At 66.1% G+C, this 20,271-nt stretch carries 21 protein-coding genes; 10 read left to right on the forward strand and 11 right to left on the reverse strand.

The features are described 5' to 3' along the window. Positions 1 to 63: 63 nt before the first annotated feature. Positions 64 to 2,478, forward strand: coding sequence for an ATP-dependent DNA ligase (locus C5E05_RS02420; RefSeq protein ID WP_104341007.1), 2,415 nt, complete (start codon positions 64 to 66; stop codon positions 2,476 to 2,478). A 77-nt stretch (positions 2,479 to 2,555) separates the two neighbouring features. On the opposite strand, the gene C5E05_RS02425 is transcribed toward C5E05_RS02420, so the two are convergent. After that, positions 2,556 to 2,759, reverse strand: a complete 204-nt coding sequence (locus C5E05_RS02425; RefSeq protein ID WP_104328134.1) for a hypothetical protein — start codon at positions 2,757 to 2,759, stop codon at positions 2,556 to 2,558. Between the two features lie 143 nt (positions 2,760 to 2,902). On the opposite strand from C5E05_RS02425, the gene C5E05_RS02430 reads away from it, so the two are divergent. Together C5E05_RS02430 and C5E05_RS02435 are read left to right on the forward strand one after the other, a co-directional pair. Beyond that, positions 2,903 to 3,466 carry a hypothetical protein gene (locus C5E05_RS02430; protein WP_104341008.1) on the forward strand — a complete coding sequence of 188 codons (564 nt, stop codon included), beginning with the start codon at positions 2,903 to 2,905 and terminating at the stop codon, positions 3,464 to 3,466. A gap of 87 nt (positions 3,467 to 3,553) precedes the next feature. Next, positions 3,554 to 3,772, forward strand: coding sequence for a DUF3263 domain-containing protein (locus C5E05_RS02435; protein ID WP_181059319.1), 219 nt, complete (start codon positions 3,554 to 3,556; stop codon positions 3,770 to 3,772). A gap of 42 nt (positions 3,773 to 3,814) precedes the next feature. Here C5E05_RS02435 and C5E05_RS20320 read toward each other — a convergent pair whose 3' ends face one another. After that, positions 3,815 to 4,228: a DUF5996 family protein gene (locus C5E05_RS20320; RefSeq protein ID WP_219819483.1), complete on the reverse strand. Its 414-nt coding sequence runs from the start codon at positions 4,226 to 4,228 to the stop codon at positions 3,815 to 3,817. Here C5E05_RS20320 and C5E05_RS02440 point away from each other — a divergent pair. Both C5E05_RS02440 and C5E05_RS02445 read left to right on the forward strand, forming a co-directional pair. After that, entirely contained in the window at positions 4,180 to 4,422 is a 243-nt protein-coding gene (locus C5E05_RS02440; RefSeq protein WP_104241327.1) for a hypothetical protein, read from the forward strand. The genes C5E05_RS20320 and C5E05_RS02440 overlap by 49 nt on opposite strands. A 68-nt stretch (positions 4,423 to 4,490) precedes the next feature. After that, entirely contained in the window at positions 4,491 to 4,817 is a 327-nt protein-coding gene (locus C5E05_RS02445) for a hypothetical protein (protein WP_104341010.1), read from the forward strand. A gap of 19 nt (positions 4,818 to 4,836) precedes the next feature. Here C5E05_RS02445 and C5E05_RS02450 read toward each other — a convergent pair whose 3' ends face one another. Beyond that, positions 4,837 to 5,043: a hypothetical protein gene (locus C5E05_RS02450; protein WP_104241325.1), complete on the reverse strand. Its 207-nt coding sequence runs from the start codon at positions 5,041 to 5,043 to the stop codon at positions 4,837 to 4,839. 87 nt (positions 5,044 to 5,130) lie between these two features. Between C5E05_RS02450 and C5E05_RS02455 the strand changes: the two genes are divergently transcribed. Next, positions 5,131 to 5,820 carry a hypothetical protein gene (locus tag C5E05_RS02455; protein ID WP_104306812.1) on the forward strand — a complete coding sequence of 230 codons (690 nt, stop codon included), beginning with the start codon at positions 5,131 to 5,133 and terminating at the stop codon, positions 5,818 to 5,820. A gap of 406 nt (positions 5,821 to 6,226) precedes the next feature. Beyond that, on the forward strand, positions 6,227 to 6,958 hold the full coding sequence (locus C5E05_RS02460; protein ID WP_104241323.1) for a hypothetical protein: 732 nt from the start codon (positions 6,227 to 6,229) through the stop codon (positions 6,956 to 6,958). Positions 6,959 to 7,178: 220 nt separating this feature from the next. Here C5E05_RS02460 and C5E05_RS02465 read toward each other — a convergent pair whose 3' ends face one another. The 4 genes from C5E05_RS02465 to C5E05_RS19740 form a co-directional block, all read right to left on the reverse strand. Continuing rightward, positions 7,179 to 7,430, reverse strand: a complete 252-nt coding sequence (locus C5E05_RS02465) for a hypothetical protein (RefSeq protein ID WP_104241322.1) — start codon at positions 7,428 to 7,430, stop codon at positions 7,179 to 7,181. A gap of 80 nt (positions 7,431 to 7,510) precedes the next feature. Further along, positions 7,511 to 8,494, reverse strand: a complete 984-nt coding sequence (locus C5E05_RS02470; protein ID WP_104341011.1) for an HNH endonuclease family protein — start codon at positions 8,492 to 8,494, stop codon at positions 7,511 to 7,513. Between the two features lie 169 nt (positions 8,495 to 8,663). Continuing rightward, positions 8,664 to 9,782 (reverse strand): MFS transporter, encoded by a 1,119-nt coding sequence (locus C5E05_RS02475; RefSeq protein ID WP_181059321.1) that lies wholly within the window; start codon positions 9,780 to 9,782, stop codon positions 8,664 to 8,666. A gap of 247 nt (positions 9,783 to 10,029) precedes the next feature. Further along, the gene (locus C5E05_RS19740; RefSeq protein ID WP_146081006.1) at positions 10,030 to 10,944 is read right to left on the reverse strand and encodes a hypothetical protein; all 915 of its coding nucleotides are present in this window, start codon (positions 10,942 to 10,944) and stop codon (positions 10,030 to 10,032) included. Between C5E05_RS19740 and C5E05_RS02480 the strand changes: the two genes are divergently transcribed. The 3 genes from C5E05_RS02480 to C5E05_RS20685 all read left to right on the forward strand — a co-directional run bounded on the left by C5E05_RS02480 (position 10,927) and on the right by C5E05_RS20685 (position 15,488). Continuing rightward, complete coding sequence (locus C5E05_RS02480; protein WP_146081007.1) at positions 10,927 to 12,462, forward strand: hypothetical protein; 1,536 nt, start codon at positions 10,927 to 10,929, stop codon at positions 12,460 to 12,462. The genes C5E05_RS19740 and C5E05_RS02480 overlap by 18 nt on opposite strands. Then, positions 12,459 to 14,258: an HSP90 family protein gene (locus C5E05_RS02485; RefSeq protein ID WP_104341014.1), complete on the forward strand. Its 1,800-nt coding sequence runs from the start codon at positions 12,459 to 12,461 to the stop codon at positions 14,256 to 14,258. Before C5E05_RS02480 ends, C5E05_RS02485 begins: the two co-directional genes overlap by 4 nt. 375 nt (positions 14,259 to 14,633) lie before the next feature. Then, entirely contained in the window at positions 14,634 to 15,488 is an 855-nt protein-coding gene (locus tag C5E05_RS20685; protein WP_374953442.1) for a helix-turn-helix domain-containing protein, read from the forward strand. An 893-nt stretch (positions 15,489 to 16,381) separates the two neighbouring features. On the opposite strand, the gene C5E05_RS19745 is transcribed toward C5E05_RS20685, so the two are convergent. The 4 genes from C5E05_RS19745 to C5E05_RS02510 form a co-directional block, all read right to left on the reverse strand. Beyond that, positions 16,382 to 16,807, reverse strand: coding sequence for a hypothetical protein (locus C5E05_RS19745; protein ID WP_146081009.1), 426 nt, complete (start codon positions 16,805 to 16,807; stop codon positions 16,382 to 16,384). Between the two features lie 213 nt (positions 16,808 to 17,020). Then, positions 17,021 to 17,623: an exonuclease domain-containing protein gene (locus C5E05_RS02505; RefSeq protein WP_104341018.1), complete on the reverse strand. Its 603-nt coding sequence runs from the start codon at positions 17,621 to 17,623 to the stop codon at positions 17,021 to 17,023. A gap of 108 nt (positions 17,624 to 17,731) precedes the next feature. After that, on the reverse strand, positions 17,732 to 18,832 hold the full coding sequence (locus tag C5E05_RS19750) for a hypothetical protein (RefSeq protein WP_146081010.1): 1,101 nt from the start codon (positions 18,830 to 18,832) through the stop codon (positions 17,732 to 17,734). 294 nt (positions 18,833 to 19,126) lie between these two features. Beyond that, complete coding sequence (locus C5E05_RS02510; protein ID WP_104341019.1) at positions 19,127 to 20,140, reverse strand: helix-turn-helix domain-containing protein; 1,014 nt, start codon at positions 20,138 to 20,140, stop codon at positions 19,127 to 19,129. Positions 20,141 to 20,271: the final 131 nt, after the last annotated feature.

The raw sequence follows: 20,271 nt of genomic DNA on the forward strand, positions 1-20,271 counted from the left end.
AAACCGGGCCGAGGCTGTGTATTCGCCGTTCCACGACTCAGGAGTCCGGTGCATCCTGGGCCGATGGCGACGTCCCAGCAGACGGTGGTGGTCGAGGGGCACCGGGTGACCCTGACGAACCTCGACAAGGTGCTGTACCCCGCGTCGGGCACGACAAAAGCGGAGGTGCTCTCGTACTACGCGGAGATCGCGCCCTTCATGCTTCCGCACATCCGGCAGCGGCCGGTGACCCGGAAGCGGTGGGTGGACGGCGTCGGCACGGCAGAGCACCCCGGGAAGGTCTTCTTCCAGAAGGATCTCGAGGCGAGCGCGCCGGACTGGGTGCCGCGGGAGGGGATCGATCACCGGGACCACAGGAACGAGTATCCGATCGTCCGTGATGTCGCGACGCTGACGTGGCTCGCCCAGGTCGCGGCGCTGGAGCTCCACGTGCCGCAGTGGCGCTTCTCGGCTCACGGCGCCGCTCTGAATCCGGACCGGATGGTGCTCGACCTTGATCCGGGGGAGGGCGCTGGGCTCCTGGAGTGCGCCGAGGTTGCGCGCCTCGCGCGCCGCATCCTGAGGGACATGGGGCTCGACCCGGTCCCGGTGACCAGCGGCAGCAAGGGCATCCACCTGTACACGGCCCTCGACGGAACCCACACCTCCGAGCAGGTATCGCAGGTCGCGCACGAGCTCGCGAGAGCCCTGGAGGCCGACCACCCCGAGGTCGTCGTGAGCGAGATGAGAACGGCCCTGAGAACAGGCAAGGTGCTCGTGGACTGGAGCCAGAACAGCGCCGCGAAGACCACGATCGCTCCCTACTCGCTTCGCGGGCGCGCGCGTCCGACCGTCGCCGCTCCGCGCACGTGGCGAGAGCTCGCCTCCAACAGGCTTCGGCAGCTCGAGTTCGCCGAGGTGCTGGAGCGGATGCGCACACACGCGGATCCACTCGCACCCGTTGCCGAGGCGGGCCAGGAGGACAGGCTGCTGCGCTACCGATCGATGCGCGATGCCATGAAGACGACCGAGCCCGTGCCCGAGGCCGCCCCACGCCCCTCGGACGGGCGGAGCTTCGTCATCCAGGAGCACCACGCGCGGCGGCTCCACTACGACGTCCGCCTCGAGCGCGACGGCGTGCTGGTGTCCTGGGCAGTCCCGAAGGGCATACCCCCCGAGACCACGCGGAACCACCTCGCGGTGCAGACCGAGGACCACCCGCTCGAATACGCGACGTTCGAGGGGACGATCCCGAGCGGCGAGTACGGGGCGGGCGAGGTGCACCTCTGGGACTCCGGCACCTACGAGCTCGAGAAGTGGCGGGACGGCGAGGAGGTCATCGTCACGCTCCACGGTGCGGCCTCGGGCGGACTCGGCCAGCCGACACGGGTTGCCCTCATCCGCACACGGGGGAGCAGCGACGCGAAGGACACCTGGCTGCTGCACCGGATGGAGCGAGGAAGCCCTTCGACGAAGACGCCGAAGACGAAGCGCCACGGCCCCTGGCAGGAAGGCGGCGCCGGGAGCGCGATAGCGCCCATGCTCGCAACGCCTCGCGAGGAGGGCATCTTCGAGGACGAGGAGGAGTGGGCGTTCGAGATGAAGTGGGACGGCCTCCGTATCGTCGCCACCGTGCAGCCGGACGACATTCGTCTGCGCACGAGGAACGGCAACGACGTGACGGCGGTCTACCCGGAGGTCGTCGAAGCGCTTCGGGCGAGCACGGCGGGCCGGTCGGTGGTCGTGGATGGCGAGGTCGTGGCGCTCGACCGCAGGGCACGGCCGGACTTCGGTCGGCTGCAGGCGAGGATGGGCCTGCGGGCGCCTCGGGACGTGGCACAGGGCGTGAAGGACGTGCCGGTCGAGTACTTCGCGTTCGATCTGCTCGAAGTCGACGGCCAGAGCCTGCTTCGCCGGCCATACGTCGAGCGCCGTGCCCTGCTCGATGAGGTCGTGCGGGAAGCGCATGGCCTGCGGGTGCCACCGGCGATCACGGGCGACGCCCGACTTGCCCTATCCAGCAGTGCGGAGCTCGGGCTCGAGGGCATCATGGCGAAGCGTCTCGAGAGCGTCTACCGGCCGGGACGGCGCTCGGACAGCTGGGTCAAGGTCAAGCACCACAGGTCCCAGGAGGTGATCGTCGGCGGGTGGAGGCCGGGCCGTGGACGCCGGGCGGGTGCGATCGGTTCGCTGCTCCTGGGGGTGCCAGGGGCAGAGGGGCTTCGCTACGTCGGCCGGGTCGGCACCGGCTTCAGCGACCGAGAGCTGGAGCGCGCGCTCGGCAAGCTCGAGTTGGAGACGAGGGGGACCTCGCCGTTCGAGGACATACCGGCGTCAGACGCGAAGGGTGCCGTCTGGGTGGGTCCGGTGTTCGTCGGGGAGGTCGAATTCGCGGAGTGGACCGCTGGCGGAAGGCTCCGGCAACCGAGCTGGCGAGGATGGAGGCCGGACAAATCGCCCGCAGACGTGGAGCCTCCGGGGCCTGAGCTCCGAGCGTGAAGCCGACCGGTGACACCTGGGCTGAGGACGACGAAGGCCGGGCCCGCCATGGCGGACCCGGCCTTGCGTGAGACCGTTCAGCCGTTGACGCCGGCGGGCGGAATCGTGTCGTCGCGGTGCTGGGCTGCGTCCTCGCGGACTTGCGTCGGCGGCTGGTCGGGTCGTTCCTGGTTCGGTTCGCCGGTGCCGAGGCCCTGGATCGACTCGGCTTCGAGCCGCTCGTTGGTCTCGTCGAGGGCGGCGTCGTTCTCGGACTCTGGGTTCGCGTGCTGATCTGACATGACAACGACCGTACGCATACCAGCCGAGACGAAGATGAGTGCGTGACGGGCCCCTCCCGGGCTGGTCGCGCATCCGTTCACACGGAGACCATAAGGTGCTGGTGGAGAATCGGCATCGCCCGACCTTGAGGAGACTGCTGTCCATGACGAGCACCCGGCCCGCGCCGCCTGCCCACGCACGAGCGACGCCGCAGCGACGCCGGCGACGCTCACTCGGCAATGTCGTTCTTGGCGTGCTCGGCACGGCCCTCATCTTCGCTGGAGCGGCTGTCTTGGCGGCGTCGCTCTTCGCGCCGACGACGGTTGAACGCGGATACGGTCAGGTCAAAGCTGCCGTGAACGACGTCGCGGCTGAGGTGCAGCTTCCCGCGGTGCGCCTCGGTGTCGAAGGCGGACAGGCGGAACTCGACGTGTGCGACGGGGCCTTCATCGAGATGACCTCGTACCGGAACACCGTCGGCGTGCCAGCCGTCTACGCGGCGCACAACAACTGCGGGGGCGACATCGTCTTGAACTGGGAGGTGGGCACGCAGTTCGAGGTCGAAGGGCAACCAGGCACGTTCGAGGTCGTCGACGTGCGGCACACGGCGAAGCACTGGGAGACGACCGAGGCGCTCATCGGGTTGCAGGGTGATTTCGCGCTGCAGTCGTGCTTCTACGGCGAAGACCGGATGCAGTTCGTCGGCGTCCGTCCCGTATCCGGCTAGGGCTGAATGCCGGTTCCCGGCATGCACGAAACGGTGGCGGAAATCAAGAGCTGGAGCCTTGATTATGTCGTCACCTATTCTGCGGAGATGATTACCGCACGAGCAAGGGCGCTCCTCGACTTCGAGACCGCGAATCCTGAGCGCAGCGTCTCGAAGCTGGAGAAGATCCGAGGGCTCGGCCTGACCCCTGATGGCTACGAGGCCCGGCTCGGACAGCTGGTCGCCGACGTCGACGTCATGGCCGAGTATCCCGAGCTCGTCTATCGCTACTGGAACCAGCGGCGCGGGCAGGCATCCCGCCGCTGAGCTCCTCAGCTGGAGCGTGCTACGGCGCTCTGGCGCCCGACGTTACGCGTTCTGGTTGACGCTCTCCCAGTCGGCGAGCGTGGCCGCAGCGTTGTACGTTGCGGTCAAGAAGCTATGAAGAAGCGCATCCGGGTCAGTGGATGCACGCACCGCTTCGTAGGGCAGGAGGAACTCGCCGAGCGCATCGTCCCAGTACGCGCCGTCCGGAACCTGCGCCTCGGCGAAGCCTGCTGGTGAGGGGTACGCATAAGAGTAGTACGCGCCCTCGCCGCGGCCAGATGCGTGCGACTGACCTCCGTCTCGTGGGTGAGCAGCGTCTCCGGCAGAGGGCTGAGCAATCTCCCCCTCGCAGGCGAAGGCACGCTGGCGAGGAGCGCATAGCTTGGAGAGCGACGAAGGGATACGACATGGACAACGCAGAACGCGGAAGCAACAGGAGTGGCGCGAACGGATCAACGCAGATGAGCGTCGGCATGTCCCTCGGGCTCCTCATCGGCGTCACCCTCGCACTGATCCTGGACAGCTGGGCCATCGGACTGGGCATCGGGGTTCTGGTCGGCATCCTCATCGGAATCGTCTGGTTCCTCGCGGTCCGAGGCAGAGCTAGCCCGGACGGTGAAGGAGACGCTCGTGCAGACGCCGGCGCCTGAGCGAACGCGCTCACGTCGATCCCTGCGCGCCGTTGCACGCTGACCACAGAGATCTGCATACTGAGGCCATGCCCCGCGTTCAGCGCATCATTCTCGCGTCCGGCTTGCTGCTGACCGCTGCGCTTGCGCTGGTGGTCGTGGCGAGCCAGATCGGCATGACGTGGTACTCCGCGCCTGGCGCCAGCGGAGTCGCCACGGAGCAGACCGCGGTGTTCGAACCAGCGATCGTCGGGACCGTGGTGACCGCCCTCGCCGCGCTCGCGCTTCTCGCGCAGGTCCTGGTCGCCGCACGGCGCACCGTGCCGCGGTGGACCTGGGCTGCGTCTGGCGCAGTCTCCGCTCTCGCCGTGGTCGCAGCCGTTGTCGTGTCCACGGCAGACCGCCCAGTGTTCTAGGTCTCGCCGCTGTCGCGCGCTAACTCTGATCGGGAAGCCAATCCGAGGTGAAGACGATATCGAGGAGCATCGTCGTGATCTCCAGGCCGGCGAGGGCTCCCGCGGCCAACAGGACGATCGCGACCGTCACGACGGTTCGACGCCGTCGTCCGAGCGGGGTGAGGAGCAGGACACCGCTCGCGAGCACCACGGCACCGAGCACGAGGCCGAACAACGGGAAGGTCATCCACGTATCTTGGCTCGACGAGAATCCTGGTGCCTGTGAGCGCGGCCGCAAAGCTGCCCCTCCGCGTCAGCCGCCTAGGATCGCGCCATGACCAAAGTCGCGGGCCCCCGATCGGGCAACGGGTACTGGGGCACGCAGATCGTCGTGACCGCGCTGCTCGGGGCCGGGAGCGTTGCAGCCAGCTACGTCCTCCTCGTCGTCAAACCGGATGAGCCGGGCGGCGCGGTCCTCATCGCGCTCATCGGCATCGCGCTCCTCACTACCTTCGCGTGGACCGTCGACACGGCGACACGGTCGACCCCGCTGGAGCGAGCTCTCTTCGCCTGGGCGATCATGCAGCACGAGGCAGCGGGACACGGGAACGACGCACTCGCGATGAGCGATGCTGCGCGGGCACGTGATGGCACCCTCGACGCCGATCGAATCCGCACCCTGCAAGCCCTTCGGCCCGGCAATCCCTACCCGACTCACCTCCCGGTCTCGGATGCAGCGAGAGGCGAACCCGCGACGGCCAGGCGAGACACCGGCCCGGACCGTACCCGCCTCGCGCTGGCCGCGCTCTTCCTCGCCTTGACAGGCCTCTACTTCAGCTGCATTCCGCCGGTGTTCATTCTCGGCTGGCCGTTCCAGCTCGCCGCGTCGATCATGGCGGTGTTCGCGATCGTGCCGCGCGGTCGTGGGCGCCGCCTGGGTATCGCCGCAGCGAGCGTGTCCGTGCTCGGGACGATCGTGACGCTCGTCTTGCTGCTCGTGAGGATCCTCCAGGCGCTCACCTGACGCTCGTCGGGTGGCACGGGCGAGGCTGCCGCAGTGCGTGGTTGAGCGCGCGGAGGAACAGCTCGATCCTCGCGTCCTCCTCTCGCAACCTCCGATGAGCTGCCGCGATACAAGGCCCGGGCAGCGCTGGGGCGCGGATCCCGTCGTCACATCCGAGTCATCACCCTGCGCACACTCCGGCCTACCGTTCCGCGACAGCTATGTGCCAAAAAACGAAAACGTGCCACTAAATTGCTCGCAAATCCGGTTAATTTCTTACTCTCTGAGCGGCACTTCATACCAAGTGCCACGTTTTGACCTGGGTGCAAGGATTGCCCAGCCCCCCCCCCCCGCTTCGTCCACCCGAGAAGGAAGTCGTGCACGAAACATCTTCGAACCAGATCCCCCGCCGAACGGTAGTCGGAGCATGGCATGGTCAGTGCCTGTCATCGCGGCCGCAGTCGCAGCTCCCCATGTCTCGGCGAGCCAGCTGTGCAGCGCAAGCGTCGACTTCAACACGGTTGCGACGAATGGAACCAACTCTTCAACGGGCTTCCCGTCGGCCGTCAGCAGCGTGACGCTCGCAACCGGAACGCCGGCCTACCGCGTTCGAATCACACAGACGGATTCCGTGAACACCCAGTTCGGGACTGCATCCAGCTTCTACAACTTCTCGCAGAGCGCGCGGGCCTGGACGAACAATGACCAGCTCGCAACTCTTCCTGGGCCCGCCGGTCGACTCATCCTGAACCAACGACGCCCCGCAGGCAGCAGTGCGAGCCCGGTGTACCAACGCGTCCGGTTCGAGATCATCAACGCTGCTGGTGTTGCGGTGGATGTCACGAACTTCCGCATCACGCTCGATGACATCAATAAGACCGCGAACCACGATGATGTGATCGCGTTCGTGGACGCACCTGCAACCGTGGTTGCGAGCTACGGCAACTCGACTGGTACGGGGACGGTCACTAATCCATTCCGCCGGGCGAACACGGATGGTGTTCCAGCGGGGAGCCCCACCACGTTCTACCGCGACACCTTCGACCTCGGTGCGGTCCCCGCTTCGGGAACAAGGTTGGATTACGTGGGCGGCACGCCGTATGGATGGCAGTACGTGACGATCAGCGCTCTCTCCTTCACCGCTCCAGGAGCTTGCTGACGACAGCTCACGGCTACTGAGCTCGAATATTGCGGCGGGCCGTCGACATCACGACCGTCCGCTCACCAATCGAGCACCATGACCGGGCCGCCATCGCGAATCTTGCGAGAGCGGCCCGGTGACGGTCTTTCGCCGCACACGGCGTGGGGAGAGCATCCCACCCGCTGACAAGAACACCGCGACGAACGTCGACGCTGACAGGTCCCGCGGGCCGAACGGCCTACTCGTCGAGTCCGGCCAGCTTGGACATCCGCTGAGCGCGTTCCAGACGACGGCGCTGGCGACGGTTCCTGAGGAACCGGACAAAGTAGAGCCAGCCGGGGACCACGAGGGCGAGTCCGATCACCAGCGAAGTGACGTGAAACCAGACCGTGAGCCCTCCGACGAGCGGCGGTACGGCGATGAGGAGCACGGCCGCCAGCCAGCACCGAAGGGCAGCAAGCAAATTGGAGGACCGGTAGTTGAAGCTCACACGTCCACGGTATCGGCCACGTTCGACTTTCTCCGCGACGTTTCAAGCCGTGCAGACGGAGTATTTGCGAGCTCTGGTGACTAGGCCCTGCGGCGGTGCTGCAGAACAGCCGCCGCGAGTGCGGCGAGGGCGACACCAGCGAGCCCCAGAATCCACGGCAGCGCAGATGCGCCGGTCGTCGCGTTCTCGGTCGAGTCCGGAGGTTCCGGGGCGCCGATAACCTCGACCGTCTGCGCGGGCTCTTCCGACGCCACCGTGCTCGGTTCCGCCAGGACTGCACCCGCTGGGAGTGCGCACGAGGCGGCGCCAGCGAAGGGGACACCGTTGATCGTGCCGCCGTTGAGGATCGCGTCCTGGTCGATGGGGGTGACCGCGAGGTCGTAGCTCGTGAGGACGATCGTCATCTGCGCCAGGTAGGTGCAGTGGAACGCGGTATTGGTCGGCATCCACTCAGAGGCGAGGCGCATGCCCTTCGCGGAGTTCGCGCGACCCTCGACGGCCTGCAGGTTCACAGGGTCGTTCGCGAAGGCCTCACGCTGGGCCGCGTCCCACGTGTTCGCCCCACCGGTCCAGGCCGCGGCGAGCGGGACGATGTGGTCGATCTGGACGGCACCGGACGTCGCGACACCACGGGTGAAGGGGACTGCTTCGCCCGTGTACGGGTCATCGAGGATGCCTCGTTCCACGATGCAGTCGCTTCCATCGCGGAGTACGACGTTCGTGAGGTCCCGCTGCGGCATGTCATTGCGGGCATCGCACCCGTTTTCGTCCGGGTCGGACCAGTGCTTGAAGAGGTCGCGGTCGTACCCCGTCGCGGACGAGTTGATCGTCCGCAGCCCCTCAGCGGCAGCTGCGACCGCGGCACCGTCGACGTACCAGGCACCGTCCACCTGAGATGCGAATCCGGCGTCGATCAGCGGCGCGACGTTGCTCTTCGCCACGTCGAGTGCGATCGGAACGTGCGCGGTGGCGGGTTCCGCCAGAGCAGGGGAGGCGACGGCGGTAGTGACCGCGATCGCAAGGAACGCTCTAGCGGCGCGAGCGCGGAGGAGGGAGGAGGACATGCGTGTCTGCAAGGCTAGAACGAGGTGACTGCCCTTTTCGGCGGACGCGCGCGGGAAGCGGAAGAGGAGGTGCCGAGGCAGCTCGGAGATCTCGAGGCGGGCGTCAACCTGTTCTGAGGAGTGTCCGTGTTCCGTGTTGAGCGTCGAGCGGTGCCGCAACGGCCTTGATCTACCCAGAGACCCGTCGCGCGAGGAGCGGGAGCGGCGCAGAGACGACCAGGAGCAGCGCGAGAGCGAGCAGCACGCTGGGCGTCGTGAGCGCCGCGCTGGTGCCACCAGCGAACGCGCTACCTGCGGCTGAAGCCACGAGCGAGACACTGATCCGGAGACCGGAGGCTCTTCCGATGGAGCCTGGGTCGGCCGCGTTCTCCGTCGCTGACGCCAGGAGTACGGCGATGGGGCCGGCTGCCGCACCCACGCAGAAGAGGAGCAGCCCGAACAGCCACAGGCTCTCCAACGTCAATGCAGAGAGTGCGAGCGCAGTACCCGTGAAGGCGAGACCCGAGACCAGCTGCAGGCGTGGAGAGGCGGACCACCGGATGGCGCCGTAGGCGATCGCACCGAGCACCTCACCAAGTGCGAGAGCTGCGAACAGAAGACCAGAGGCGTCGATGGCGTCGTTCGCTTCGGCGACGCGGGGGACAACAAGAACTGCGACTCCACCGACGGTTCCCGTAACTACGGCGAGGGCGAGAACCGACAGCATCGGACCCCGGAGCCACCTCACGGGTTCACGTGGTTGAACGGCCGCTGGAGTAGCGTCACTGCCACGAGCGATGCGCAGGAAGAACCCGGCGCTGAGCACGCCGATACCCCCAATCATCAGGATGATGACGTCCGGGCTGGCGACGAGGACGACCATGCTCACGAGGAGCGGCCCGAGAACCAGGCCCGTTTGGAAGCAGGCTCCAAGGAGTGAGTAGCTCGCGACGCGTTCTCTTGGACCGAGCGAGGATCTCGCGAGCCAGACACGGACCGCCGTCGTGATCTCCGGCAGTGAAACTCCCGCGACGAAGGCAGCGATGAGCAAGGCCGCCGTCCAGGAAGAAGCGGAACGGCCAGAGAGGACGAGCGCGAGGATCGCGACGAGGAACGTCGCAGCTGCGGCGGTGATGGTCGTGCGTGTTCCGATCCGATCGATCAGGTATCCCTGGGCGATCAGGCCGACTGCGGTGCCGCACGTGAATGCCGCGCTCGTCCACCCCGCGATGACGAAGGACCCGGTCCAGGCGTGCACGGTCAGGACCACGGCGACAGGGAGCATTCCCAGGGGCACGGTTGAGATCAAGACCGAGAGAAGGTGTCCGGCCACTCGCCGGTCTCGCATCAATCCGCGATAGATCTGCCGATGCTCCGCGCCCGAGGACGCACTCATCGTCGTGGGGGAGTCATGCGTGCGTGGGGCAGCCTGCTGCTCGACATGGTTCCGAGAATCGCAGATCGACGTTGGCAATCGCCCGCGAGCAGTCGATCCTTGCGGTCCGCCTGCAGCGTCATGCCAGCGTTCCGCCGTTCTCGCACCACCGCCCTTGCCCTCATGACTCGAGGTCGACATGGCGCCTCGGGGGCCGTCCGTGGTCGGGGCCCCGAAGGTCGCGTGACCGCTCGACGATTCTTGGGGAGTGGCCGACCCGTTTCGCAGGATGGGCGGCCTCGTCGACAGCGGCTAGGTTGATCCGAGGCATCTCATTCGGCTCAAGGAACGCGTCGAAACGTACTCGTACTCGGAGGACCACATGATCGGTTACGCAGACCTGCAGGATCTTCAGGGGGAGCAGCGCGAGCGCATCCAGGCGCTGTACGATCGCAGTCATCGCCTCTGGGCTCTCCCGAACGATATGGGCAAGATTGACGCGCTTGAGGAGTTCATCGGTGACTGTGAACGTGCGCAGTTGCCGCCCCTCATCGCCAGCGCGCTCTTCGACCTGCACGTCACCTACGGTGACGGCGGTCTCACTCGCGAAGCGCTGACAGCTTTCGCTCGACTCATGCGTCACCTCGACCGCTACGGCGACCTGGTTCATCCAAGCAACGTCACCCGCATGCTCAACGCAGTTGCCACGAGTACCCTCACCATGCTGAACGACCCAACACTGCCACTCGAGCAGCTCACGCGAGTCATCGATCTGGTCGAAGCTCAAGTTCGCAGGCGAGGCACCGACCCAGTCGGCGTGCTGGTCGCCAGGGCTGCAATTGCCTCGGCCCGCGGCGATGGCCGCGAAACAGCCGACTGGATCGAGCGGTGGCGTTCCGAAGCGAGTGAGGAATGGCGAGCCGACGATCTCGGTGTCATCCAAATCGAGTTGCCGCTTATCGCGAGTTTCGACCTGAAGCGCGCCACCGAGACACTCGAGCAGCGACTTCGGATGGTGGGCATCGACCGTGGTCGACTCGACCTTCAGCAGCGCATCGAAGCGATTCCTGTGCTCGCTATGCTCGCGTTCTTCCATCTCCGCTCCGGCAAGGTCGCCGAGGCCCGCGCCATCGCCGATCAACTGCTCGATGGCGTGGGCATCGAAGTCCTCGTCCGCGAGGCCGTGGCCTGCCAGCTCATCCCCATCCTGGAGCATCGTCCCGACGCAGCCCTCTTCGTTGTCGACGACGTCTTGCGCAACCTGTCGTTGGACGAGAGCGACGCGGAGACCTTGGCCGCGGTGGCTCGAAATCGGCTCCTCGCCGACCCTGATGGGGACGAAGGTGGCTTGATCCGAGTTCTCGCGCAGCAGGCCGCGGCCGCCCTCGACCGGCGCGGTGCGACCGACGTGCACGTCCGTGAGCTCGCAGACTTCTGGTGGGCGGGCCTTGAGTCCCGGCCCGCGCCGAGTGCGGTCGACGACGGCGAGACCTGGGGAGACCCAAGTGAGCGTGCGCTGCTGATCCTCTCCGCTGGGTGGCTCACAAGAGCAGGCTCGGTGCGCGAAGACCGCATCCCCGTGTCCTTGTGGGAGAGATACACGGCGCTGTTCGACAGATTCCGTGAGCTCATGGCAACAGCGAGTATGGAAGAGACGAATGCCCTCGCTGCCGAGCTCGAAGCTGAGGGAGAACGTCTCCGCTGCGCAACCACACGCTTCTGTGTCCCGCTATTTCACTCGCTGCAGTCGTCGATGCTCGGCGCCAACGGCCAGGTCGTCGACCTCTACCAGCGCGCGCAGCGCTCCCTGGCGAAAGACCCGACGGCGGTGAACGCCACGTACCGCGGGTTCGCTCCCTCGGCCTTCCTCCTCGCGCTCCTCGATGGTGTCTCCACGCCCAGTGTGCCGTGTGCGCAGGTCGACGCGGTCATCGACGTCGAGGATCAGCTCCGGACGTGGACAGGCGGCTCAGAGGCTCGAGTCCATTTCGCTCGAGCGGAGATCGCCGCCCACAATGGCGACCTGGCGGAGCTGCGCGAACGCACCGACCGCATGTTCGCCAGCCTCTCTGCCGGTGAGGAGCCCTTTGATCGGAACATCCTCGACCTCGTCGCAGTCCGGCAGACGGCGCTGACCCTCCCCGACATCGCCCGGAAGGCGGCCATCCGCGTCGCGGAAGCAGGCAACGAGCTGCAACGGCGTGGCGCGGCAGGCTGGTTGTGCTGGATGCGGGTGCGCGACGGTGACCCTTCCGGTGCCACCGAGCTGGCTGCGCTGCTCGAGTCGGTCGGTGGTGCCACCGAAGAGATCGAGCAGTTGCCCGGCTGGGCGATGCTCGAGGCGTTGACCGACGCAGATGTCGATCTCGTCTCGGTAGTGGATGCGCTCCTCACCGAGGCAGTCGCGGGTGACTGCACGGAAATCGAACTCTTCGCGGCCGCGAGCCGAGTGCTGCAAGACCGAGCCCCGAACGACCCGCGGGGAGTGGAACTGAGGAATGAGGTCGAGAGAACCGCACGCCTTCTCGACGAGCGCAACGGCCACAACGGGTGGAGCACGCATCTTCACGACCGTTGGCTGAACGAGGACCGGGTCTTCGGGGCGCGAGCATGAGGGACGAGCGCTTCCTCGTCGACCTCCGCGGGCTCGTCGACATCCTGTCCCATCACTTGTACTCCAGCCCGAGGGTCTACCTGCGTGAGCTCATACAGAACGCGCGGGATGCGGTGGTCGCACGGCACGAGATCGATCCTGACTCACCAGAGCAGATCAGCATCACCGTCGACGAGGCTTCCGGGGCGGTGATCGTCCGAGACCAGGGCATTGGCCTCACCGAACAGGAAATGCGCGACGTGCTCGCGACCATCGGCGCGTCGAGCAAGCGAGAAGACTTCGCTCGGACCCGGCGCAAGTACCTCGGACAGTTCGGCATCGGGCTGCTGTCCTGCTTCCTGATCGCGGACCGCATCGAGGTACGTTCTCGCAGCGCCAGGACTGCAGATGCGGCCACGATCAGCTGGGTGGGTAGCGCGGACGGCACCTTCACCATCAGCCCCGCCACCGAACCCCTCGCTGAGCCAGGCACTGAGGTGCGCGTAGAGGCCCGACCCGACGAGTGGGAATGGACCCAACCGCATCGAGTGCGACTGCTGGCAGAGCGCTTCGCGGGACTGCTCGAGCTGCCCGTCGCGCTCCATCGCGGACCCGTCTTGCCCGCTGAGATCGTCAGCCAGCGGACACAGCCCTGGCGGGGCAGCGCACAGGAGATGGAGGACTGGGCGCACCAGGAGCTGGGATTCCGGCCACTCGCAATCCTCCCGGTCGCTGTGCCCGGCGCGGGGGTGCGCGGGCTCGCGTTCATCGCTGATAGCCCCGGCCAGGTTGGCACGCGTCGAGGTGACACTGTCTACTCGAAGGGGATGTTCGTCACCGACAGCAGCGTGCAATTGGTTCCATCCTGGGCGTACTTCGTACGCCTCGTCGTGGAAGCCGGTGATCTGCCGCTCACTGCATCCCGCGAGGCACTTCAAGATTCGGTCACCATCGACGCCGTCAAAGAGCAGGTGGGCATACAGGTCCGGGAAGGCATCGAGCGTTTCGCTGAGAACGATCCCGCTGGGTTCGCCAGATTCCTGGATGTCCACGCCAAAGGCCTGATGGCGATGGCGGTCAGCGACGACGACATGCTCGATCTCGTGTCGCAGAGCGTGAAATGGGAGACCAACGAGGGCTACCAGACCCTGGCGCAGATGCGGCGCCGCGCGGAGGTGGTGCTCTATACGACCTCGATGACTGACTTTACGGCTTTCGCTCCGATTCTCGCCGCGCGCGGGACACCCCTCGTGAACGCCTCCTATGTCTACGGACGTGAGATCCTGCGACGTCTGGTCGAGCGTCCGCTTCGAGGGGCACGGCTGCGAGCTTTCGATGCGGGGCGCTTCATCGATGAGCTTCAGCGTCCGCTTGCCGGGGACACTGCGGCCCAGCTACTTGAGGAGCAGGCGCGCCCGGTGCTGCAACAACTCGGGGTCGCACTCGACCTGCGAGAATTCTCGCCCGTCACGGTGCCGGTGCTGTTCCTCGGCGCCTCCGGGGACGCTGAGTTCGACGCAGCCAGCGACGACGAAGCCGACGGCGATGACGCCTGGGGCGACCTCCTCAGCGATCTCGTCACGCCAGCTGAGTCGTCTGCGCCGCGCGGCCCACGCCTGGTCGTCAACGTCGGAAGCACTTCTGTGCGCGCCTTCGGGACGATCAAGGATCGCTACGTCCGAGAGGAGGCGATCGCCGGCCTCTACGTCATCGGCAGGCTCACCGCGGGGGAACGCCTCCAGCCACAAGACGCAGTGCTCCTCAACCGGGCCCTGCAGGCGCTGATGACGGCGGCGGGTGATACCGAGACCGAGTGAACAACCCGCCGCGGCGGCATCCTCACCTCGGCGCACCGCGCGAGCATCCTGCAGTTCAGTGCACATTGGATCCACGACGTGGACGAGGTCAGTGCGGTCGTGCTTCGATCACACGCAGGTGTCGTGCCCACCATGACCTCGGTATCTTTCCGCGATTTCTCGTTATGGGAGAAGGTTCTGAACGAACCGGGAACAGCACACAAATCTGCTCACAATTCCACAACCACGCGTCCCCGAACGAGTTCAGCCGTCTAATGTGCTGACTGGCGTCGAACTCCTCGTAGAGGGTTAGCGCCTGAATTGAGCGCGACGATCGGGGTGGCAATGCTCTCTGCATATGCTCAGGGCCTCAAGGATGGTGATGCCCTGCAGTGGATGCACGAACAGGGCTGGGGTGTTCGAGATGATGAAGCGTTAGTTCGTGCCCATGTGGACTTCATCGGGACCCGAACGTTCTTGGTGGGACGCAACTGGCAAACGACGACGGCCGTCGACACCAACGCGGACTCGTATGATCCCGATCTTGTCCTGGTGTGTTTCGTTGTGAAGGGCTGTCTCCTTCTCCAGGCCGCAGGGGAAACGACAGAAGAAGTGCCTGCGCCGTACTTCTTCACGTATTCAGCGCGTCGACCGGTGCGCATCTCGGCTGTGGAGCCCTGTTCGTGCCTCCTTCTTGGGATACCAAGGGAGCGTCTCGTGGAGCTTCCGTGGGTCGAGAGTCAGGCCCCAGGGCCCTTCCTGACGAGCAGCAGTTTTCGAAAAGTCCTCATTGCGTCCTTGAACGCCTCCTTCGAATCGCAAATCAAGGAGGGGCAGGTTGGTTTCCACTCCTGGAGGCGCGGGGTCGAGGACCTTCTGCTTGCAACGCTCGCCGCTACGAACGTGCGGCAGAGTACGAACGGTCAATCGCCGCGAGATCTACGTCTCGCTCGCGCGCACCACCTGATCGAGGAGAATTTCCGAGATCCAGCCTTTTCGGTCCAGGTGCTGGCCCGTGACCTTAACATCTCCCTTTCGCAGCTGCACCGAATTTTCGCAGATGAAGGCAATTCAGTCGGAGTGCTTATTCGCCGCTTGCGCGTAGACCGGGCGCGGACGCTTCTCCGGTCAAGCGACAATTCAAAATCGGACCGTTACAGAATCGCACAAGAAAGCGGATTCAGGTCCCTGCGAACCATGCGTCGCCTTTTGAGGCAAGAATCCGCAGGAAGCAAGCCTGCCGGCGACTGAGTCCTGACACGAGTGCCGGTGGGGCCTGCAGAGACGGAAGTGCCCAACAGAGAGGCGAAGTGGGCCTTGAGGGGCGACCGTCTGGGGTGCGCATGATTCTGAATGCTCACGAACGCCCTGTCGGTGTTCACGTCCGGGTGTACTGCAGCAAGATCGCAGCCAGCTCTTACTCCGACTCCGGAGGCGACACCCACGACAACGGCACCAGTCCGATGCGAAGGTGCCCAAAGGGAATGGCGTCGCTTCCGCCGGCCAGGTCTGCGTCGGCCAGCGACTGGCGATGCTGTTTGCAACGTTCGTATGTGAGTACCGCTGAGAACCTCTAAGGGGGACACCTTCGTCTTCGAGGCTAAGGCCATCTCCTCCGCGGAAGCCCTTGCGGGGGAGTGGTGCGACCGGTGCGCCGACCGTTGCGGATCGCGCCAGTCGGAACGGTCGCAGGGGAAGCAAAACCCCCGGACCAGCCGGCCGGTTCGAGTTCGTCGACGACGTGCTCCATCAGTGGCAGGACGGCGAGCTCGTGCCCGGCAAAAAGGGCGCTGAACTGATCGCGCTCGTGCACCTCCGAGACGCCGTCCGAGCTCTCGTGGACGCCGAAGCCGACCTCGACACACCGGACAGTGTTCTGGCCCCGCTGCGGGCGACTGCAGCCTCCCTCTACGCCGCGTACGTGGCGAAGTACGGCGCCCTGAACCGGGGGCAGCTCGTGGAAGGCAAGCCCGACCCGGAGACGGGCGAGGCGTCGCTGTCGTGGCGCCGGCCGACGCTCGGCGGGTTCCGCCGCGACCCCGACTACTACCTCGTGATGGCGGTCCAAGACTGCGACCAGCAGACCGGCGAGCATGGGCCCGCCCCGATCCTCAGCCGGCGCGTGAACACCCGCCCGGTCGCCGTCAAGCGGGTCGAGAACGCCGCCGAAGCCCTCGCCGTGTGCGCCGGGGAACCACTGGGAGGTCCTGTCCGTTCAGCATCGCGCACGCCCGGTCGATGGCGGCCGCGATGAGCGCTCGGTCCGCCCAGTCTCGGGAGCCCGTGAGGAGGATGCGGAAGCGCCACTCGGTCGGGGGCGAGTGCCGGTCGAGTTCGTCGCCGAGGCCGTGGAAGTACCGGCCGAGCGCGTGCGGACGCGACACGTCAGCCTCACTCAGCGCGTCCGGCGAGCCGAGGGCCAGAATTGCCGGGCTCAGCATGTGCTTCTGGTGCGTCAGGTCGGCGAGGGCGTGGAGGACCTTCGCGACATGCTGCGCTGGCACTCCCTTCACCTGCTGGAGGACGCGGTCGGCGGGGTGCTCGCCGTTCAGGAGATAGGGGTCGTTCATGGCTGGTTCCGTTCTGCGGTGCCCGTCCGGTGGGCGGCGGGACGGGGCGCTCGGTCGATGCGCACGCAGCCGTCGGAGGTGGTCTGCGGGCCGACGCGGACGGCGACGTACTTCGGCTCCGGCGCTGGCAGGGGAGCAGCGGCAGGGGAGCAGCGGCAGGGGGAGTGGAGGAGCTTTGAGCGGCGGCCTCGCTTGGCCGGGTGTCGCTCGGTGTCATGAGCGGTCCACCGCTGCGAGCACGGCCTGGAGGGTGTCGCTGATGCTCTGGCCGGTCGCCAGGCACGCTTCGACGTCGTCCATCGCCCGGTGGCCCGTGGATGGTGCGACCCGGTCTATGTCGAGGCCGGAGTAGCGGGCAAGGAACAGCTCGACGCTGGTGAGGTCGACGCTGCGGTGATGGAGCTTCGCGAACGTCACCGGGAGGTGCTCGCGCAAGAAGTTGCGATCGAGGGTGCTCGAGTTGCCGACGAGCAGCAGCGGGACGCCGTCTGCGTGTGACTCGAGGTAGGCGGCGACGCGCGCGTCCACGTCTGCGACGGGCAGGCTGGCGCGGTCGACGTCGGCGATGAGGCCGCTCTTGGTGTGCATGTTCACGACGAAGTCGTTCATGCGGTCGCGCCACGGAAATACAGGTAGGAACGAATCGCGGGGGCTCCGCTGTGCGACGACGAGTGAGATTCCGTTGTCGACGGGGGAGAGGTTGTTCGTCACGATCTTGGCGGCGACCTCGAGGACGAGGCCGGTCTGCTCGTCGAGACCGGTGGTCTCCAAGTCGATGCAGGCGAGGAGGGACGGGTGCGGGTCATGAGTGCTCATGCTCTCCTATGCGGAGGGTCGCGCGGAGCACTGGATTCTTGATTCGTCGCGCGGGATTGGGGGCCCGACGCGGCTTATGTACCTGGTCGGGCCCCACAGACGTGTGCTTTAGGCGGGCCAGCTGATGGTTACGAAGCCGCTGCCACCACTGCTCGGAGGCGAGAAAGTCCCGCCGTTGGATGCGGCACCCTGTGTGCTGGTGGCGATGAGGGTCGGATTCGAGACGACGAAGTTCGATCCCGCGCCGCCGCCGCTGCCCGCGGCAGATGCATTCGAGTTCGCGGTGTCCCAGATGCGTGCGGCACTTCCACCGCCTCCGCCCGCGTAACCTCCGCCGCCACCGCCAGAGGAGGATCCGGTCGGTGCCGAGTTGGTGCCACTTACCGAGGCGCCGGTGCCGCCATTGCCGCCAGCGTTTGCGCCTGTTCCGGAGTTTCCGCCGGCCGTGCCGAAGGTTCTGGCGATGTTCGTGTTGTTGGAGGTACCTGCGACTCCTGCGGCGCCTCCCGTGGCTCCTGTCGCGGAGGTGCCACCGGTCTGTTGGACGTTGAAGCCGTTGAAGTCTGCTCGCGAGCCACCGCCCGCCGCTGTTCCGGGGCTTGCACCATTCCCGCCGTATATCCCAGTGATATTCGCGTTGCTCGCGTTGGCGTCTGCGGACCCGCCACCGCCTCCGCCACCCGCCACTGCGACAAGAGTGGTACCCAGGCGAAGTGCGCTGCCGGCGCCACCTGCACCGCCTGTTGACGAGACGCTTGCAGGCGTCGCCGGGTCTTGGGAGATGCCTCCGTTGCCGTAGCCCTGTCCGCCAGCTGCTGCTATGTCGGGTGAGGATGGGCCGGATCGTCCGCCGCTGGCGGCGATGACGTTGAACGTTTGGCCAGGTGTCACGTTGAGCGTGACGGTCACAAGAGCGCCGGCGGCTCCACGGCCTTGTTGGGTCATCTGGCCGTTGAAGCTGCGCCCGGCTCCGCCGCCGCCACCGGCGATCGACACAGTGATCTTCGTGATGCACGGGGGCACGATCCAAGTACCGGTGACGGCAGCGGTGCCAGCGGTTCCCCCGTTGAAGGTGATCGTGCCCGACTCTCCGCAGGAGGCGGCTGCGAACGGGGCTACAGCTCCGGTCGCGATGATGGGTACCGACCAGGCTCCGGCAGTAAGGAGAGTCCGGCGTGCGGGATTGGATTCTGAGGGGGTGGTGGTCATGGGTCCTCTTCGATGTGGCGGGCCGGTTCGGGTTCCCGGCCTGGACGGTCAAAACGTGCTTCGGGCCACGGGCCCGCTCATCGACGCCCGGCCCCGGGAAATGTGCAGGCCAGTGCGAGGTAGCCTCAGCCGGTCGCGCACACTCCTGGGACTGTGGGGTCGTTCGCCAGATTAGAAGCCGGCTAGGGCTTGCCTAGATCGCCAAGACAAACTGACGCGGATGCAGTACCTGCCAGCGCGCATGTGCGGGCCTGCAAGAACGACGGCAGGGCCGTCATCGGAACGCGGCGCTGTTCAAGATTGCGGCTCGAGCCCGGATTTCTGCCCTTTGGTGTCGTCAATCAGCTTGTCGACATCAACGGTGACGGCGACATCGACTGGACTTGGAACGCGGAGGGTTTGTGCCGCGTGTTCGCCTGACTCGAGCGCGCGCTGCTCAGCCAGGGCGCGTTGGAGTGACCTCACGGAGCCGAAGCCAGAGAGCTTGGCGACTCTCGCGAGTTCTGCTCCTGTTGGACGAGCTTCGCGGAGATGGGCATTGGCCAGATTCACTCTGGTTCGACGCAAGAGCTGGCCGGGAGTGGTTCCGGTGCCATCAAAGACAGCATGTAGGCGAGACTTTGACATTGCGAGGTCAGTAGCCAGGTGTCTGATTGTGAATGAGGGGTCCGTGGCGTTCGCATCGATCACGGCCATGGCACGCCCGATTTCCTCGGACTGGGCGTAGGACGTGAAGGAGTACCGGTCTCTTGCCGTTGAGTCCAGCGAAGCGGCGAGGAGGTTCTCGAGACCCCGCCTCCAAGCAGGGAATGCTGCCGATGCCTCCGTAATGGGAGAGGCCAGCGATGCATGGGCCGCGCTGATGAAAATAGAGGCGATTGTGGAAGTGACGCTGACGGAAGTGCTGTTTCTGAGCAAGTCCGGGTTCTGAACCGTTAGCCGAGTCTTGAGCGTCGCCAGCACAACTCGTGACGCGGGCTCGTGGGTGATCAGCGAGAACATATCTGCATTGCCGTGGACAACGTGGTCGCCAGGGCGAAGGGTGTGCGTGCCGACGTCATTCACCACCTGGTGGTCGCCAGAGACGCCTACGACGACGATCGCCCGGACGTTCGGTTCGGTGTCCGAACCGATGATCTCGATCTCAGCCGGCGTGTGCCAGATGCGGCCAATGGCGAAGGTATCCGTCCAGATGAGATCTGCGTTCAGGCGGAATGTCCCTCGGTAGGAGCGCACGTGCCAACCGCGCTTGCCGAGCCAGTCAACGGCATCCGGGCCTGTGAGGTGTACGTCGCGGTCATCCGGCACTCGATCTTCTTTCGCTGGGGGGAGCGTCCCGGAAGGGACCAGGGAACTGTTGGGCACCGGGCGAACCCTCGGCAACTCCAGTGACGAAAAATCCTGTCCCGGTGTCAGCGAATCCGCGAGTCGACGCGAAT

The organism is Pseudoclavibacter sp. AY1H1 (genome assembly GCF_002931055.1).
In the GTDB taxonomy this organism is placed as follows: Bacteria; Actinomycetota; Actinomycetes; order Actinomycetales; family Microbacteriaceae; genus Pseudoclavibacter.